At 60.7% G+C, this 15,611-nt stretch carries 16 protein-coding genes and 3 tRNA genes; 8 read left to right on the top strand and 11 right to left on the bottom strand.

The genetic code is table 11. From position 1 onward, the window contains the following. Window positions 1-16 precede the first annotated feature (16 nt). Genes nadR through serB form a run of 3 tightly spaced genes read right to left on the bottom strand, consistent with a single transcriptional unit; the run spans window position 17 to window position 3,676 of the window. The gene (nadR, locus tag B3229_RS13385; RefSeq protein WP_286871437.1) at window positions 17-1,255 is read right to left on the bottom strand and encodes a multifunctional transcriptional regulator/nicotinamide-nucleotide adenylyltransferase/ribosylnicotinamide kinase NadR; all 1,239 of its coding nucleotides are present in this window, start codon (window positions 1,253-1,255) and stop codon (window positions 17-19) included. Between the two features lie 50 nt (window positions 1,256-1,305). Then, entirely contained in the window at window positions 1,306-2,688 is a 1,383-nt protein-coding gene (radA, locus tag B3229_RS13380) for a DNA repair protein RadA (protein ID WP_048780847.1), read from the bottom strand. Window positions 2,689-2,698: 10 nt separating this feature from the next. After that, complete coding sequence (gene serB, locus B3229_RS13375; RefSeq protein WP_048780846.1) at window positions 2,699-3,676, bottom strand: phosphoserine phosphatase; 978 nt, start codon at window positions 3,674-3,676, stop codon at window positions 2,699-2,701. Window positions 3,677-3,784: 108 nt separating this feature from the next. Here serB and B3229_RS13370 point away from each other — a divergent pair, with 108 nt between their 5' ends. Next, window positions 3,785-4,444 carry a YtjB family periplasmic protein gene (locus B3229_RS13370; protein WP_033749392.1) on the top strand — a complete coding sequence of 220 codons (660 nt, stop codon included), beginning with the start codon at window positions 3,785-3,787 and terminating at the stop codon, window positions 4,442-4,444. On the opposite strand, the gene yjjJ is transcribed toward B3229_RS13370, so the two are convergent. From yjjJ to B3229_RS13350, 4 genes are all read right to left on the bottom strand, one after another. Then, window positions 4,441-5,754, bottom strand: coding sequence for a type II toxin-antitoxin system HipA family toxin YjjJ (gene yjjJ, locus B3229_RS13365; RefSeq protein WP_286871432.1), 1,314 nt, complete (start codon window positions 5,752-5,754; stop codon window positions 4,441-4,443). The genes B3229_RS13370 and yjjJ overlap by 4 nt on opposite strands. A 111-nt stretch (window positions 5,755-5,865) precedes the next feature. Continuing rightward, on the bottom strand, window positions 5,866-6,546 hold the full coding sequence (yjjG, locus tag B3229_RS13360; RefSeq protein ID WP_286871430.1) for a pyrimidine 5'-nucleotidase: 681 nt from the start codon (window positions 6,544-6,546) through the stop codon (window positions 5,866-5,868). 17 nt (window positions 6,547-6,563) lie between these two features. Then, window positions 6,564-7,004, bottom strand: a complete 441-nt coding sequence (rimI, locus tag B3229_RS13355; protein ID WP_033749390.1) for a ribosomal protein S18-alanine N-acetyltransferase — start codon at window positions 7,002-7,004, stop codon at window positions 6,564-6,566. Further along, window positions 6,976-7,386, bottom strand: coding sequence for a DNA polymerase III subunit psi (locus B3229_RS13350; RefSeq protein ID WP_033749389.1), 411 nt, complete (start codon window positions 7,384-7,386; stop codon window positions 6,976-6,978). Before B3229_RS13350 ends, rimI begins: the two co-directional genes overlap by 29 nt. Before the next feature lie 107 nt (window positions 7,387-7,493). On the opposite strand from B3229_RS13350, the gene rsmC reads away from it, so the two are divergent. The 4 genes from rsmC (at window position 7,494) to B3229_RS13330 (ending at window position 8,981) form a co-directional block, all read left to right on the top strand. Further along, on the top strand, window positions 7,494-8,525 hold the full coding sequence (gene rsmC / locus B3229_RS13345) for a 16S rRNA (guanine(1207)-N(2))-methyltransferase RsmC (RefSeq protein ID WP_048780842.1): 1,032 nt from the start codon (window positions 7,494-7,496) through the stop codon (window positions 8,523-8,525). A 130-nt stretch (window positions 8,526-8,655) separates the two neighbouring features. Next, window positions 8,656-8,742, top strand: a tRNA-Leu gene (locus B3229_RS13340). 32 nt (window positions 8,743-8,774) lie between these two features. After that, window positions 8,775-8,861: transfer RNA gene (locus B3229_RS13335), tRNA-Leu, on the top strand. Window positions 8,862-8,894: 33 nt separating this feature from the next. Beyond that, a tRNA-Leu gene (locus tag B3229_RS13330) sits at window positions 8,895-8,981 on the top strand. Window positions 8,982-9,026: 45 nt separating this feature from the next. Here B3229_RS13330 and B3229_RS13325 read toward each other — a convergent pair. Then, a complete protein-coding gene (locus B3229_RS13325; protein WP_033749387.1) occupies window positions 9,027-9,311 on the bottom strand; it encodes a DUF1435 domain-containing protein in 285 nt (94 codons plus the stop codon). 228 nt (window positions 9,312-9,539) lie between these two features. Here B3229_RS13325 and B3229_RS13320 point away from each other — a divergent pair, with 228 nt between their 5' ends. The 3 genes from B3229_RS13320 (at window position 9,540) to B3229_RS13310 (ending at window position 12,111) form a co-directional block, all read left to right on the top strand. Beyond that, the gene (locus tag B3229_RS13320) at window positions 9,540-10,634 is read left to right on the top strand and encodes a GGDEF domain-containing protein (protein ID WP_286871425.1); all 1,095 of its coding nucleotides are present in this window, start codon (window positions 9,540-9,542) and stop codon (window positions 10,632-10,634) included. Between the two features lie 127 nt (window positions 10,635-10,761). Next, window positions 10,762-11,553: a siderophore-iron reductase FhuF gene (fhuF, locus tag B3229_RS13315; RefSeq protein WP_286871423.1), complete on the top strand. Its 792-nt coding sequence runs from the start codon at window positions 10,762-10,764 to the stop codon at window positions 11,551-11,553. Window positions 11,554-11,646: 93 nt separating this feature from the next. Beyond that, complete coding sequence (locus tag B3229_RS13310) at window positions 11,647-12,111, top strand: YbaK/EbsC family protein (RefSeq protein WP_286871422.1); 465 nt, start codon at window positions 11,647-11,649, stop codon at window positions 12,109-12,111. On the opposite strand, the gene B3229_RS13305 is transcribed toward B3229_RS13310, so the two are convergent. The 3 genes from B3229_RS13305 to B3229_RS13295 form a co-directional block, all read right to left on the bottom strand. Beyond that, the gene (locus B3229_RS13305; RefSeq protein WP_286871420.1) at window positions 12,108-13,328 is read right to left on the bottom strand and encodes an MFS transporter; all 1,221 of its coding nucleotides are present in this window, start codon (window positions 13,326-13,328) and stop codon (window positions 12,108-12,110) included. The genes B3229_RS13310 and B3229_RS13305 overlap by 4 nt on opposite strands. A gap of 206 nt (window positions 13,329-13,534) precedes the next feature. Continuing rightward, complete coding sequence (locus B3229_RS13300) at window positions 13,535-14,521, bottom strand: nucleoside hydrolase (protein WP_286871418.1); 987 nt, start codon at window positions 14,519-14,521, stop codon at window positions 13,535-13,537. Next, on the bottom strand, window positions 14,518-15,507 hold the full coding sequence (locus B3229_RS13295) for a LacI family DNA-binding transcriptional regulator (RefSeq protein ID WP_286871630.1): 990 nt from the start codon (window positions 15,505-15,507) through the stop codon (window positions 14,518-14,520). Before B3229_RS13295 ends, B3229_RS13300 begins: the two co-directional genes overlap by 4 nt. Window positions 15,508-15,611 lie beyond the last annotated feature (104 nt).

Below are 15,611 nucleotides of genomic sequence, written 5' to 3'. Positions count from 1 at the left end.
GGCGACGCCCCCGCTTTCAGGCAGGGTTCTTGCCGTCCATCATCGCTTTTACCAGTTCGATACAGCGCAGGAAACGCGTGTCGTAATCGTCCTCGCGCACGTGCACAAAGTCGACGTTGTTCTCCCGCAGCATGGTCACCAGCATTGACTGGAACTCGCGGCGATCCACCGAGCTGCCGAGGCTGCGCAGGCCGTCCGCCACCCAGGGCACGTTATTCTCCAGCAGGATCACCAGGTCGAAACGGTACTCGTCGATCAGCGCCTGCACGAAGGGATGCTCCCGGCCTTCATACTTCAGGCAGAATGCCTGGGTGGTGATGAAATCGGTATCGATAAAGGCGACCTTATTGGCGTACTTCACCGCAAAGTCGATGTACTGCGCCTGGCCGAGGGCGATCTTGTCGTAGTCGGAATATTGCAGCGCCATCTCGTCGCCGCCGAGGTGAGAGAAGACGTAGTCGCGGCCGTACTCCCAGGCGCTGGTGGTGTTGAAAATGTTGGCCAGCTTGTTGACCAGTGTCGATTTGCCGCTGGATTCGCCGCCGAGCACGGCGACGGTGCGCACGAAAAAGGGCTTAACCTCGGTCGGAATATATTCCCAGTAGCGAAAGGGATCCTGACGGATCTGCGCGCCGCTGATATTCATAAAGGATCGCGCCGGATCGACCAGCACGGTGCGCACGCCCAGATGCTGCTGATACATCTCCGCATCCGCGGTTTCGCTGGTGTAGATGCAGTCGGGCGCGATGCCCTGATCGCTGAGAAAGTTTTTTACCCCTTCGCTCCAGACGTCCCAGCCGTGCGGATAGGGCTCGATGCCCTCTTCGTTGAACGAGTGAATGCGAATGTTTTTTTGATACTTGAAGGTTTGCAGCAGCCAGCGCAGCCGATCGCTGACGGTCGGCTGCTGCGACATGGCGCTGTTCTCGAACAGCTCGCGATCGCGCGGTTCGTCGTGCCCCATAATGATATGCAGCTCGTCGACCTGACTGCAGGCGCGCTGGATAAGGTAAATATGGCCGGTGTGCAGCGGATAGAACTTGCCGAACACCACGCCGACGGTTTTATCGCGGCGCGGAAACTCCAGACCCAAAAAGCGATGCAGCGCTTCCAGCTTTTGCGCGCTCGGGCTTTTGATTTTGGCGTTGAGCAGCTGGCTCAGATAGCCCTTGGTCATCCCGCTGGCGTCGGCCACCTGCTGCAGGGTATGCCCCTGCTGGCGAATGGCGGTTTTCAGATAGTCGAACGACGTCATGCTGCCTCCTGCATGGATTGAAGTTGCCTGCGAGTTTACCCGCTCGGCCTTTAAAGCTCATCCAGTATCGCCAGCGCGTCCGCCAGTTTTTTCGCGGTGTAAACCTTCATGCCGTCGATCGCTTTCTTCGGCGCGTTGCCGGCCGGCACGATGGCGCGCTTAAAGCCGTGCTTGGCCGCTTCGGAGATACGCTCCTGCCCGCTCGGCACCGGACGGATCTCGCCCGCCAGCCCGACTTCGCCGAAGATCACCAGATCCTGCGGCAGCGGACGGTCGCGCAGGCTCGACACCATCGCCAGCAGCAGCGCCAGGTCGGCGCTGGTCTCGGTCACCTTCACGCCGCCGACCACGTTGACGAAGACATCCTGATCGGCCATCTGCAGGCCGCCGTGGCGATGCAGCACCGCCAGCAGGATCGCTAACCTGTTCTGCTCCAGCCCCACCGCGACGCGGCGCGGATTGCCCATCATCGAGTGATCCACCAGCGCCTGGATCTCCACCAGCAGCGGACGGGTACCTTCCCACACCACCATCACGGAACTGCCCGAGGTCACCTCATCGCCGCGCGACAGGAAGATCGCCGAAGGGTTGCTGACTTCGCGCATCCCCTGCTCGGTCATGGCGAACACGCCCAGTTCGTTGACCGCGCCGAAGCGGTTTTTATGGCTGCGCAGCGTGCGGAAGCGCGAGTCGGCGTCGCCGTCCAGCAGCACCGAACAGTCGATGCAGTGCTCCAGCACTTTGGGACCCGCCAGCGAGCCATCTTTAGTGACGTGGCCGACCATGACGATCGCCACGCCGCGCGTTTTGGCGAAGCGCGTCAGATAGGCGGCGGTTTCGCGCACCTGCGCCACGCTGCCCGGCGACGACTGAATATCCGCCATGTGCATCACCTGGATAGAGTCGATCACCATCAGCTTCGGCTCTTCCTGCTCGGCGATCTGACAGATCTGCTCGATGCTGGTTTCCGACAGCATGTTGAGGTTTTCGCTCGGCAGACCGAGTCGGTGCGCGCGCATCGCCACCTGCTGCAGCGACTCTTCGCCGGTGACGTAGAGGGTTTTCATCTCCTGCGCCAGACGGCACAGCACCTGCAGCAGCAGCGTCGATTTCCCCGCGCCGGGATTGCCGCCGATCAGGATGGCGCTGCCCGGCACCACGCCGCCGCCCAGCACGCGGTCGAACTCTTTGAAGCCGGTGGAGAAGCGCGGCAGCGCCTCCAGGCTGATTTCCGACAGCTTCTGCACCCGGCTGACGCCCGCGCTACCGGCGTAGCCGCTCAGGCGCTCATTGCGCGCCGCCGCCGGCGACGCCGCAATACGCACTTCGGTGATGGTGTTCCAGGCGTGGCAGGCGCTGCATTGCCCCTGCCAGCGCGGATAGTCTGCGCCGCATTCGTTACAAACGAAGGCGCGTTTTGCCGCTTTGGCCAAATCAGTACCTCTAACGCTCTTCGTGAATCAAGCTGCCGCTGAGGATGCAAAATACGCCCATCAGATCGGCGTGACGAATAGTCACCTGCGTCTGCTCATTCACTTTGGGTTTAGCATGATAAGCGATACCCAGCGCCGCAGCCTTAATCATCGGCAGGTCGTTGGCGCCGTCGCCGATGGCGACGGTTTGCTCCGGCGCGATGTCGAAACGCTGCGCCAGCTTCTTCAGGGTATCCGCTTTGTATTGCGCGTCGACAATCTGTCCCAGCACTTCGCCGGTCAGCCTGCCGTCGCGCATTTCGAGTTCGTTGGCGGCGACGTGCGCCAGATGCAGCCTGTCGCGCAGATATTCGGCGAAATAGGTAAAGCCGCCGGAGGCGATCGCCACCTGCCAGCCCAGCGCCTGCAGCTTCTGCACCAGCTCGGTCAGCCCCGGCATCAGCGGCAGTTCGTCACGCACCTGCTTCAGAATATTGGCGTCGGCGCCTTTCAGCGTCGCCACGCGCTGGCGCAGGCTGGCGGCGAAGTCGAGCTCGCCGCGCATCGCGCGCTCGGTCACTTCCGCCACCAGCTCGCCGCTGCCCGCCAGTTTGGCGATCTCGTCGATGCACTCGATCTGAATCGCGGTGGAGTCCATGTCCATCACCAGCAGGCCCGGGGTTTTCAGATGCGGGATCTTGCCGAGCGGCGCGACGTCGAGGCCGTTTTCGTGCGCCAGCTTCGCGGCGCGCGGCGTCAGCGAACCGGCCAGGCGCACCACCTGGTAGTCGTCAATGCGCCAGGCGCTGACGATTACCATCGCCGCGCCTAACTGATGCTGATAATCGGTAAGCTGTTGTTTAGTCAGTTCACGCCCATACAGCAGCCAGCCGGTCCGACCGGCACGGTAGTCCAGCGGCATCACTTCGTCGCCGCTAAGGGAAAGGGGTAAACCCGGCCATTCGGAGAGTTCGGCGGGCAGATCGCACCAGGTAAGACGGTTCGGCATCAGAGCTCCTGTAGGGGGACAACAAAACCACGCAAGAGGCTACCTTGTCTGCGCCGCTTCTGGCAACATAATCTCCTGGTTTCTGTTGTGACGTGACACAGGTTATCGATGGCTAAAAGGGCACTGAAATTTCGCTTACATCGCACGGTGATTGTGCTGATCTCGCTGGCGCTGTTGGTCGTTCTGATGCAGGGCGCCTCCTGGTTTAGCCTCGGCCATCAGATGGCGCGCTCCGAGCAGGTCGAAGAGCTGGCGCAGACGCTGACGAAACAGGTCGCCTTTAGCCTGTCGCCGCTGATGGACAACAGCGACGATAACCGCAGCCAGATCGAAGCTATCCTCAACCAGATGACCACCAACAGCCGCATTCTCGACGCCTCGGTTTATGCCGACGACGGCAGCCTGGTGGCGCACAGCGGCGAAAACATCAACGTGCGCGATCGCCTGGCGCTCGACGGAAAGCGCGCCGGCAGCTACTTCAATCATCAGCTGGTGGAGCCGCTCGGCAACAGCGACGGCCCGCTCGGCTTTCTGCGCGTGACGCTGGATACCCATGTGCTGGTCACCGAGTCGCGTCAGGTCGACAACACCACCAATATTCTGCGCCTGATGATGCTGCTGGCGCTGGCCATCGGCATTATTTTGTCGCGCACGCTGCTGCGCGATCGCCGCACCCGCTGGCAGCAGTCGCCCTTTCTGTTGACCGCCAGCACGCCGGTTAAAGAGGATGGCGACGACGAAGGCGAGAAGAAAGAATCGGTGCCTTAAGCCATCTGCGCAATAGTCACGTCAAGCGCCGCCACCTGCTGCAGCGCCTGACGCGCAACGGCGCGAAATCCGGCGCTGAACGCCTCTTCCTCAATAACTGCCTGCCAGTAAGCCTTCGCCATCACGCTGGCGGGCTGCCAGACGGCGCGCGGCAGGGCAACGTCCAGCCGCAGCGTCACGCTGTCGCGCATCTCACCCAGCGTGTTGGGCGCCAGCGCCATCGGCAGCATATCGTAGGCGGGCGTCAGCGTTAGCCGCTCGCTATCCATAAAGAATGAGAGATTGCCCGCATGCATGTCGCTATTGGCGATAAGGCGGCCAAAAGCCCACTGTAGCGTGCCCCGGGCAGCATCCTGCTCGCTTATCCTTTTCGCCTGCGCCAGCTGGCGCAGCGCGACGGGCCAGTTGGCCAGGCTGCCGAGAAACTCGGCGCCGACCGCCTCCAGCGAGACCATGCCGCGTCGTCCTCGTTGTTTAATGCGGTCAAAGCGCTCAACTTCAAGGAACAGCTGCGAATTTACCTCAAGCAGTTGGCTGCGCGCTGCCGGCAGAGCGTGTTGCGCCAGCAGCGCCAGCGCAAGATGTTCAGCGCGCAGCAGATCGCGCCAGCGCTGGCTGTTTTCGTTGTCGCGCTGGCCGCTAAATTTTACCAGACAATGACCACTATCTTCGCTATAACAGAGAAACTTCGGCTGTTCGCCGCCTGCGGAAGAGCCTGGCTCTTCACCGCCCAGCGCCCGCGCCGCCAGCTGCGGATAACGCTGGGTTTTCTCGCACGGTGCGATAGTTTCCGGATCGCGGGCGGTTAGCCAGCGCTGGTAAGCAGCCTGTCCGATCAGGTAGTTACCGGGCATATCGACGCCGGCTTGTCCCAGCGCCAGCAGGCTTTGATCGTCGTTCCACAGACGAATATCCGGCGGCAGTCCGAGCGCCGTCGCACTTTCCCGGCCCCACGCCCGACCTAAAAATCCCTGCGGCCGCATATCGCTAAGAAACCAGGGAAGACCCGCATAAAATTGCCACTGACCGCCCGCGTCCTTTACCACGCAGCTACCCTGAGGCCACACCGGCCGCAACGTTCCCGCCGCATGCGCGCGCCCCGCTTCGTCAATACGCCACAGCGGCCACTCATCTGTCTGGCAGATGGGTCGCAGCAGCGCATAGCGCGTCGCCCGCGCACGGCCATATTTAATAATCTCCTTTTGCCGGGCGACCAGACGCGACAGCGTCGCCTGGCTGACGTCAAGCCGGGCCATCAGTTCCATCGCCGACAGCGGCCCATCCAGCAGCAGCAAATTCAGCTCAGACATAGTGCACTCGTGAATAGATTTATGAATAGATTCTTGAATAGATACTACATGAAAAAAGGCCCGTCAGATGGGCCTTTGCAGCAAAAATCAGCTGATATTATGAATAGATACTCAGGCGAGCAGCAGCGCCTTTAGCTCGCCCAGCGACGTCACCGTCCAGGTCGGGCGAATCGTCTCTGGCAGCGGTCGCGTGCCGTGGTCGATCCAGCAGGTTTTTAAACCGGCGTTTATGCCGCCGAGAATATCGGACTCCGGCGTATCGCCCACCATCAGCACGCGGCTGCGATCCGGGTTGCCCATCTTCTCCAGCGCATAGTCGAAAATAGCCGCATCCGGCTTAGGCACGCCGACCTGCTCGGAGATCACCAGCGCCGAGAAGTAGTCGCGGAAACCGGTGCGCTCCAGCCGCGCCTGCTGCAGCGCGGTAAAGCCGTTGGTGATGATGCCCATCGGCACCTTGTTGTGCAGCGCGTGCATCAGGCTGACCGCGCCCTCCAGCGGCATGCAGATCTCCGACATGGCGCTCAGAAAGCCGCTGTTGAGCACGTCAGGCGCCACGCTCAGTTTTTCCGCCCAGCCGGTAAAACGCCGCGTCTGCAGCTGCAGCGCGGAGATAGCGCCGTTCTGGTAATCGACCCACAGCGGCTTGTTGATCGCCTGATAGTCGGCGTAATCCTGATCGGTGAACTGAACGTCGTAACCGGCGAAGAGACGCTGCAGCCCGGCAAACGCGTCAAAGTGGAACAGGGTGTCATCGGCATCGAACAGGATGCAATCCCAGTCTTTTAACATTACAGCTCCTTAAAAGCCTACAGCGTCAGCGCCATGATGATGGCGTCTTCACGTCCGCTGGCGGTGGGATAGTAGTTGGGACGGCGGCTCACCTGATGGAAGTCGAGCTGCTCGTACAGGGCGATAGCGGGATGATTAGAGGCGCGCACCTCCAGCCACAGCGTCATCACGTCGCGCTTCTCCAGCTCGGCGATAAGATGCTGCAGCAGCTGACGCCCGTAGCCGCGCCGCTGGAAAGCGGGATCGACGGCGATATTGAACAGCGACGCCTCATCCAGCACCACCTGCGTAATGGCGAAGGCGGCCATCACGCCGTCGACGTCGAGGCGATAGTTAAGAAAACGCTCGCCCTGGTTGCTGGCGAAGGTCTGTTCGCGCCATGGAAAAGCGTGGCTGCGGCACTCGATGGCGAAAGCCTGGGCGGTGTCCTCAGGGGTGAGGAAAGAGATCGCTGTCATGGTTACACATCTGTTGCCAGAGCGCGCGTTTCGCCGCGCCGCTGCTGGAGAGTTCATTTAAAGAGGCTGAGTGAAGCGCGACGCCGCTAAAGGGGTGCGGCCCGTCGATGCCGATCAGCCAGCCCGCGCAGTCGAGCGATTCGGGCAGCATCTGCAGCTGATCGGGCGTCAGCGCCATTACCTGGGCGGGCTGCAGGTCGAGCACATGCAGCACGTCGCGCACCAGCGGCTCGTGCAGGCCAGGCGCGACGTCGGCGACGATAATCAGCTTTGTGCCTGGCGTCAGCCGTACCGCGATTTCGCCCTGAAGCACGCGCGGGCGTCGCAGTTGATACTGCGTTATTCCCATTTGCTGTAACAGCCAGTCGCGCCTGGACGTCATGATTTACCCTTGATGTGCTGCCGGAATGCGACGCTATGCTAGCAAACCCATCGAACATGCGCCAACAAACCACTATAATCGCCGCTCTGATCTAACAGGAGCCTTTCATGTCTGCTTTTACCCCGGCCAGCGAAGTCATACTGCGCCACAGTGATGAATTTACCGCCCGCCACGTCTTGTTCGCTGGCGATATGCAGGATGACCTGCCCGCTCAGCTGGAGACCGCCTCGTCGCGCGCGCATACCCAGCAGTATCATCACTGGCAAAACCTGAGTCGCCGTCTGGGCGAACGGGCGCGTTACGGTCTGGTGGCAACGCAGGAAGAGGTTGAAGGCTGCGACACGCTGATCTACTACTGGCCGAAAAACAAACCGGAAGCCTTGTTCCAGCTGATGAACCTGCTCTCCCTGCTGCCGCTGGGCTGCGACATTTTCGTCGTGGGCGAAAACCGCAGCGGCGTGCGCAGCGCCGAAGGCATGGTCGAAGAGTGGGCGACGCTGGACAAAATCGACAGCGCGCGCCGCTGCGGACTCTATCACGGCCGCCTGGAAGGCAAGCCGACGTTCGACGCCGAAAGCTTCCGCGACAGCTACGATCTCGATCCGCTGACCATCTGCACCCTGCCGGGCGTCTTCAGCCGCGACGACCTCGATATCGGCAGCGCGCTGCTGCTCACTACCCTGGCGCCGCATACCAAAGGCAAAGTGCTGGATATCGGCTGCGGCACGGGCGTGCTGTCAGCGGTGCTGGCCAACCACTCGCCGAAAGTGCGTCTGACCCTGTGCGACGTGCACGCCGCGGCGATTGAGGCGAGCAAGGCGACGCTGGCGATCAACGGCTTCGAGGGCGACGTTTTCCCGAGCAACGTCTTCTCCGACGTTACCGGCCGCTTCGATCTGATCCTCTCGAACCCGCCGTTCCACGAAGGGCGCGAAACCAGCCTGGACGCGGCGCAGACCCTAATCCGCGGCGCGGTGAAGCACCTCAACACCGGCGGCGAACTGCGTATTGTCGCCAATGCCTTCCTGCCCTATCCGCAGGTGCTGGACGAGACCTTCGGCAGCCATGAAGTGCTGGCGCAAAACGGGCGCTTCAAGGTTTACCGCGCCGTTTACGGCCGCGGCGCGAAAGCGCGCTAAACAGCGGCGACGGTGAAAACGTTGCTTTTTACAGCAGTCGATTCGCCGTCGCGAAATATCTGTTGACGCCGGGTGTAAAATCTCTAGAATGCGCCTCCGTGGTTGCAATACTGTCATGTATTGCTGGTACGCGAAGGTGGCGGAATTGGTAGACGCGCTAGCTTCAGGTGTTAGTGTCTTAACGGACGTGAGGGTTCAAGTCCCTCTCTTCGCACCAACAACCACGATTTTCATCTCGCATCGCACTGCGCGAAGGTGGCGGAATTGGTAGACGCGCTAGCTTCAGGTGTTAGTGTCTTAACGGACGTGAGGGTTCAAGTCCCTCTCTTCGCACCAATGCGGCGATATGAAAAGCAAGATGACTCAAATGCGAAGGTGGCGGAATTGGTAGACGCGCTAGCTTCAGGTGTTAGTGTCTTAACGGACGTGAGGGTTCAAGTCCCTCTCTTCGCACCAGAGTTGTCCTCCCCTGCTTCGCCTCTCTGTTTTGCTCTCTCTGTTTCACACCCCATGAAAATTCACCGCAACGGCCGCTAATCCGCCCGCTAACGCCAGACATGACGGCAGCAGCAGATAATGACGCAACCGGCGATGGAACAGCATCACCACCGTCAACAGCAGCGCGACGATCATCACGATACGCCACTGGCTAAAGCTCGGCTCCCATAGCGCAAAGCACGGCATCGCCGCGCAGGGCAAGAGCACGCCCCAGGCGCTGTCCAGTTTCTTCCCCATCACCCAGCTGAACCCCCACAAGCCGCAGGCGGCGAACACGGCCATTAACATGACGTCGACCTCAAATGATATGAATTCGCATTATCATATGATAATAAATCTCATCTTGCAGCCTGTTTTTTTCACCCTGGGGCCGGAAGATGACAGACCAGTTGGAAAATGCTAGATTGCGGCCGATAACACCTTTCATAACACAGCAAATTTGCTCATTGTCCGGCAAATGAATTTATTTTTGCCGGAATGCGCTTTGATATTTCAGGGCCGTTTCGAGTATTAATAATGAAATTACAATCTTACGATGAATTGAAACAGAGCAAATATCGGCTATCGCTGATGCTCTTTCTGTTTTTAAATGTCGCCGTATCGCTGTTTTGCCTGATCCCCTACGCCGGCAGCCCGGCTGCGGCGTTGCCTGTCCCAATTATTACCGTCGCGCTATTTAGCGCCTCGACGTTAATTGCGTGTTTAATCAGGCCCAAACTGAAATTACCTTTATTAAATCCTGTAGCATTACTGCTTGGCGCGTTTTGGGCCTGGCATATTGATCTCAAATATCATCAGGTTTTCTTTTTTGACGACAATTTCCTGATGATTAGTCTGCTGAGCGTATTTTTTATCAGCGCTATCGCCCTGAGCGATTACCTGCCGGCATTTTGTCTGCATATCACCCCGCCGGTGGTGACGGTGCTGCTGCTGGATAAGGGCGCGCATCTGGCGATGCTGCTGCTGACCATCTCGCTGCCGCTCATCGGCTTCTCTCTGCAGCACCTGATGCGCCGCCGCGTCGATCGCTTCACCCGTCGTCTGATGCGCCAGCTCTATGAAGAAAAAGAGACCTTCAGCGATCTCAGTATGCTGGACCCGCTGACCGGCCTTTATAACCGGCGCGGACTGAAAAACCGACTGGATAATATTCTGGAGAATCACGCCGGCAGCCACTTCGTGCTGCTGCTCGATATTGACCACTTCAAGGCGTACAACGACAACTACGGCCACGCCATGGGCGACCAGGCGCTGGCGCGCGTGTCGGTGGCGATCCGCGACGCCGTGCGTTCGCGCGATGTGGTGGTGCGCTACGGCGGCGAAGAGTTCCTGGTGCTGATGACCAACGTCAACGCGTCGATCGCCATGAAGCTGGCGGAGCGCATTCGCCAGTATGTACTCGATCTGGAGATCCCCCACCGTTTCAACGAAAAGGTCTCTACCCACGTGACCGTCAGCGCCGGCATTGCGCCCATCTTCGACGACGAGTTCGATCAGGCGGTCGCCAACGCCGATCGCGCGCTCTACGTCGCCAAAAATCAGGGCCGAAATACCATTCTCGCCTGGGAAGACCTGCCTAAAACCCTGACCGCCAGCGGCGAAGCGCTTTAATTTTTCGCCCGCCATCGCGGCGACGCGCGGCAGGTCCCCGGCCGCGCCGGCCATTCCGCTGACTTGTGAATAGGACTAAGAACGATTATCATTCTTTCTTCTCTGCTTCCAGGGCGTGTTATTCAGCATGGCGAACATCAGGCAGCAATCTCAACGCTTTCAGTACGCTCAGCCTATTTTTATGCAGGGCGATCGATCGCTGGCGCGCGCCCTGCGCGATCTGATGCGCGAGCAGCACCCCTATATGCTGGAGAGCATCCACCTTGATGAAGCCGCACCCGCAGACGCTCTCACGCTGGCGGAGTGGGCGAGCCCGGAACAGTTCCCTGCGCTGGCGCAGCGCTACAGCGACTCTCTCTATCGTCAGCATCCTGATGCCGTTCAGGAGGCGAAGCCGGTTCAGTCGCTCTGGGCGCAGTGGTATTTCGGCCTGCTGCTGCCGCCGCTGATGCTGGCGCTGCTGGCGGAATCGCGCGCGCTCGACTGCTCGCCGCAGCATATCCACGTTCAGTTCCACGAGCATGGCCACCCTTGCGCCTTCTGGATCGCGACGCACGAAGATGAAGAGGCGCGCTACCTTACCGCGCCGCAGCGTATCGATCGTCTGATCCAGCAGCATCTGATCCCGGCGGTGAACGGTATCGCCCAGCACGGCGGCATCAACGCCAGGCTAATCTGGAACAATATGGGTTTCTCTTTCCACTGGTTCCTCGGCGAGCTGAAAGCCCTGCTGGATGAGGCGACGATTCTGCAGCTTGAGCAGACGCTCTTTTTCACCAGCCGCCTGCAGGACGGCAGCGACAACCCGCTCTACCGCACCATGCTGCCGCGCGGCGGCGAGATGGTCAGGCGCAGCTGCTGCCAGCGCTACCGTATTCCCGACGTCGAACGCTGCGGCAACTGTACGCTCAGCGTATAAAACCGTCTTCCGACGCACTTTCTCCTTTTCTCTCGTTTACACTTTTTCCGCCTTGTGGCAGTTTTTACGCCTTCGACCTGCATGGAGAAAAAGATGAGCCTGGAGTCGGTACGGCAGTTTTTCGCCGAACACGCACCTGATATCGAGATTATCGAGATGCCGCAAAGCACCGCTACCGTGGAGATGGCGGCGCGCGTTCACGGCGTCGCGCCAGGACAGATCGCCAAAACCCTGTCGCTGAAAGTCAAAGACGAGGTGGTGCTGATCGTCACGCGCGGCGATGCGCGGCTCGATAACCGCAAGCTGAAAGCGGCGCTGGGCGCTAAGGCGCGCATGCTGAGCGTCGATGAGGTGGTGAACTGGACCGGTCATCCGGTCGGCGGCGTCTGTCCGTTCGGGCTGGAAAACCCGCTGAAGGTGTACTGCGACGAGTCGCTGCGCCGCTTCGACGAAGTGCTACCCGCCGCGGGCGCCGTCCATAGCGCCGTGCGTATCACCCCACAGCGCATGGCCGAGCTGACGCAGGCGCAGTGGGTAGACGTGTGCGAAGCGCTCTAGTGCGTCGGCTTCGACACCGCGCCTGATATTTCGATGCCGCGCGTTTCGCGGCCGAAGGCGACAAACAGGCAGATCAGCACCGCCACCGTACCGGCGACGATGGCCATCCCCAGACCGTAGTTGCCGTTATGCGCCTCGGCGATGCGCGACTGTAGGGTGGCGTTGACCGAGGCGATCAGATTGCCCAGCTGATAGACGAAGCCCGGCAGCACCGCGCGCGCGTTGGCGGGCACCAGCTCGGTGAGATACGTCGGCACTACGCCCCACGCGCCCTGCACCATAAACTGCATCAGAAACGCGCCCAGCCCAATCGCCCAGGAGCCGCTGGAGAAGGCCCAGAGCGGCAGCACCGGTAGCGCCAGCAGCGATGCCAGCATAATCGCTTTTTTACGCCCGATACGCTCCGACAGCGCGCCGAAAAAGACGCCGCCCAGCATCGCCGCAATGTTGTAGCTGATGGCGATCAGGCTGACGGTGTGCGCGTCGAACTGATGCTGCACCTTCAGGAAGGTGGGATAGAGATCCTGCGTGCCGTGGCTGAAGAAGTTGAAGCAGGCCATCAGCAGCACCAGATAGAGACACATTTTCCAGTGCTGGCGGATGATCGGCAGCAGCGCCGTGCTCTCCTGGCGCTCGCGCGCCGCCAGCCAGACCGGCGACTCCGGCACTTTGAAGTAAATAAACGGCAGCAGCAAAATCGGCAGCGCGCCGATCAGGAACATGCCGCGCCAGCCTACAGCATCGAAAAAGAGCCCGAAGATCACCGAGGCCAGCAGATAGCCACACGGATAGCCCGCCTGAAAGATGCCGGACATCAGCCCGCGCGAGCGGTCGGGAATGGTCTCCATCGCCAGCGACGAGGCGACGCCCCAGATGCCGCCCATCGCCACGCCGTAAATAATGCGAAAGCCGAGAAAGGCGCCGAAGCTCGGCGACCAGGCGGAGAGCAGCTCAAACAGGGAAAACATCACGATATTGAGCATCAGAATCGGCCGACGGCCATATTTCTCCGCCAGCCGCCCAAACAGCAGCGCGCCGATCGGGCGCACAGCCAGCGTCAGCATAATCGCCATCGACACCTCTGACACCGAGGCGTGAAAGTATTGCGCGAGGTCGCTTAAAACAAACACCAGTATAAAAAAGTCAAACGCGTCCAGCGTCCAGCTGGCGAAGCTGGCAAACGCCACATTCCGCTGGTTCGGGGTCCAGTTAAACATAAACGTATCCTGTCAGTGCCATTCGGATAAAGGTCCGAAAGAAAGAGGCGTAACCGCCGAGACGGTTACGATATTGTTAACGTTTTGTTTATAGCACTTTGCCAAACGCGAGCGCGTTCAAATGCTGGCATCCCTGACGTCAGGATGTAACTAAGGGTGTCGGCGCATGTCACTTTGGGCGAATCGCCCTGCTATTGCCCTGCGGGTTAGCGTTTAAGCTGCGTCAGAGCCTGTTCGAGAATCTCCAGCAGCAGCGCGTTATCGACGTGGTGCAGCACATGGACCAGCGCGCCGCTGTCGACAGGGATGCCGACATCGACGCGCAGCGGCGTGCGGTAGCGCCAGCTTTTGCCGCGCGTCGCGCCCGGACGCAGCTCGATATCCACCCGGTAGTCGGTGCCGTTCGCCACGCGCTGATTCAGCAGCCAGGCGACCACCAGCGCGTCGTGGATCCAGCTGCCCGGGAGATGGCGGGTGCGGATAGAGTAATCGATCCACGGACGCAGCGTGTCGCGCACAAAGTGGGAGAGCGGATGATCGCTGGCGGTGATGCGCGACAGATCCTGATGGGTCAGCAGCGTCTGCGTGGTCACGTCCATCGGCGCCAGCGTGATAGCCGCGCCGCTGTGCAGCACCTGGTGCGCCGCCTCGGGATCGAGACCGAAATTGGTATCTTTGATGTAATCATCCAGCGCGAATACGCCGCCCATCACCACCATCTCCGCCACCGCTTCCGCCATCGCCGGATAGCGCTGCAGCGCCATGGCCACGTTGGTCAGCGGGCCGAGCGCCACCAGGGTAATTTCGCCGGGGTTGTCGCAAATCAGCCTGCCGATAGCCTCGGCCGCGTCGTAGCCGTCCGCCGCCATCGGCTTTGGCGCGCGTACGCCCTGCCACAGCCTGACCATATCGAGCTGCTCTACGCGGTTATCGAGCGCCGCGCGCCAGGGCGCATGATCCTCTTTCAGCGCCTGAGAGGCGCCCTGCACCACCGGAATGGCCGAGCCGAGGCGCGTCAGCAGATCTTTCGTGACCTGCGCGCCGATGTCGCTCGGCGTATTGCCTGCGACGGTGGTGATCAGCTCCACCGACAGCGCTGGCGAGGCAAGGGCCAGCGCGAGCGCCAGGCCATCGTCGGTATTGGCGCCGGGGATGCCGTTGCCCGGATCGCAGTCAATAATCACTCTTTTCATGTTGTCGTCGCGTTGATTTTAATGTGCGGCGTACAGCCGCAGGATTCGCCGATTTCAAGGTAGTGCGGAAACTCGTGCAGCTTCGCCTCGCCGTCCCAGTTTTGCAACATGGCGATGGCGCAGCGCGCCATATCCCGCAGCGGCTGGCGCACGGTGGTTAAGGTCGGCACATGGAAAGCGGACTGATCGGTGCCGTTGAAACAGACCAGCGCCACATCCTGCGGCACGCGAATGTTGCGCTCGGAGAAAGCGCGAATCGCGCCGATCGCCTGCCCTTCGTTACTGGCAAACAGCGCGCGCGGCGCGCCGGGACCGGCCAGCATGCGCTGCGCCGCTTCGTAGCCACCCTGCCGCGTATAGCTGGCGGGAAAGATCAGCGCCTCATCGACCGGCGCCCTGTGCGTCGCCATCGCATCGCGCCAGCCCTGAATACGATCCTGCGCATTAAGCATCTCCAGCGGCCCGCTGATGATGCCGACCTGCCGATAGCCGTGACTGAGCAAATGGGAGGTGACCTGAAACGCCGCCTGACGCTCATCGACGCGCAGCATGCTGACGCCGGGCTGCGGCTCAACGCGATCCAGCATCACAAACGGGGTGCCGCTGGCCTGAATCACGTCGATATAGGGATGGCGGTCGACGCTGTTGTAAAACAGGCCGTCGACCTGACGATTCAGCAGACTATGGATCAGCTCCAGCTCGCGCTGACGGTCGTCGCCCGCGTCGCCGAGCAGCATCACGTGACCATGATCCAGCGAGGCCTGCAGCAAAACGTGCGCCATAGAGGCGACAAAAGTATTGCCGATATTCGGCACGATCAGCCCATAGGTTTTGGTGCTGCCCGACGCCAGCGCGCGCGCCACGCCGTTGGGGCGATAGCCGGTCAGCCGGATGGCCTCCAGCACGCGCTGACGCGTGCTTTCCGCCACCGGACGCGGACCGTTGTTGATGACGTAGCTGACCACCGCCACCGATGTGCCGGCCATTTTTGCCACGTCGCTGCGTGTGACTTTGCCTGACGGCTGTTTCAAGCTTTTAGCTCCCGATGTAAACACGAAAGGCCGTGAATCATCACGGCCTGCTCGTTAGC

Origin of the sequence: Pantoea sp. UBA5035, from assembly GCF_002415245.1 — a bacterium.
GTDB lineage: Bacteria > Pseudomonadota > Gammaproteobacteria > Enterobacterales > Enterobacteriaceae > Pantoea > Pantoea septica.
Note: the sequence above shows the minus strand (reverse complement) of the source record. Positions and strands in the feature narration are given on the sequence as shown.

Excerpts from the sequence above, each read along its gene's own strand:
- B3229_RS13300 (WP_286871418.1), bottom strand. The coding sequence starts at position 14,521 with ATGAAAAGAGTGATTATTGACTGCGATCCGGGCAACGGCATCCCCGGC.
- yjjG (WP_286871430.1), bottom strand. The coding sequence starts at position 6,546 with ATGTTAAAAGACTGGGATTGCATCCTGTTCGATGCCGATGACACCCTG.
- B3229_RS13295 (WP_286871630.1), bottom strand. The coding sequence starts at position 15,507 with ATGGCCGGCACATCGGTGGCGGTGGTCAGCTACGTCATCAACAACGGT.
- nadR (WP_286871437.1), bottom strand. The coding sequence starts at position 1,255 with ATGACGTCGTTCGACTATCTGAAAACCGCCATTCGCCAGCAGGGGCAT.
- B3229_RS13325 (WP_033749387.1), bottom strand. The coding sequence starts at position 9,311 with ATGTTAATGGCCGTGTTCGCCGCCTGCGGCTTGTGGGGGTTCAGCTGG.
- serB (WP_048780846.1), bottom strand. The coding sequence starts at position 3,676 with ATGCCGAACCGTCTTACCTGGTGCGATCTGCCCGCCGAACTCTCCGAA.
- B3229_RS13305 (WP_286871420.1), bottom strand. The coding sequence starts at position 13,328 with ATGTTTAACTGGACCCCGAACCAGCGGAATGTGGCGTTTGCCAGCTTC.
- rsmC (WP_048780842.1), top strand. The coding sequence starts at position 7,494 with ATGTCTGCTTTTACCCCGGCCAGCGAAGTCATACTGCGCCACAGTGAT.
- B3229_RS13320 (WP_286871425.1), top strand. The coding sequence starts at position 9,540 with ATGAAATTACAATCTTACGATGAATTGAAACAGAGCAAATATCGGCTA.
- fhuF (WP_286871423.1), top strand. The coding sequence starts at position 10,762 with ATGGCGAACATCAGGCAGCAATCTCAACGCTTTCAGTACGCTCAGCCT.
- B3229_RS13370 (WP_033749392.1), top strand. The coding sequence starts at position 3,785 with ATGGCTAAAAGGGCACTGAAATTTCGCTTACATCGCACGGTGATTGTG.
- yjjJ (WP_286871432.1), bottom strand. The coding sequence starts at position 5,754 with ATGTCTGAGCTGAATTTGCTGCTGCTGGATGGGCCGCTGTCGGCGATG.
- B3229_RS13310 (WP_286871422.1), top strand. The coding sequence starts at position 11,647 with ATGAGCCTGGAGTCGGTACGGCAGTTTTTCGCCGAACACGCACCTGAT.
- B3229_RS13350 (WP_033749389.1), bottom strand. The coding sequence starts at position 7,386 with ATGACGTCCAGGCGCGACTGGCTGTTACAGCAAATGGGAATAACGCAG.
- rimI (WP_033749390.1), bottom strand. The coding sequence starts at position 7,004 with ATGACAGCGATCTCTTTCCTCACCCCTGAGGACACCGCCCAGGCTTTC.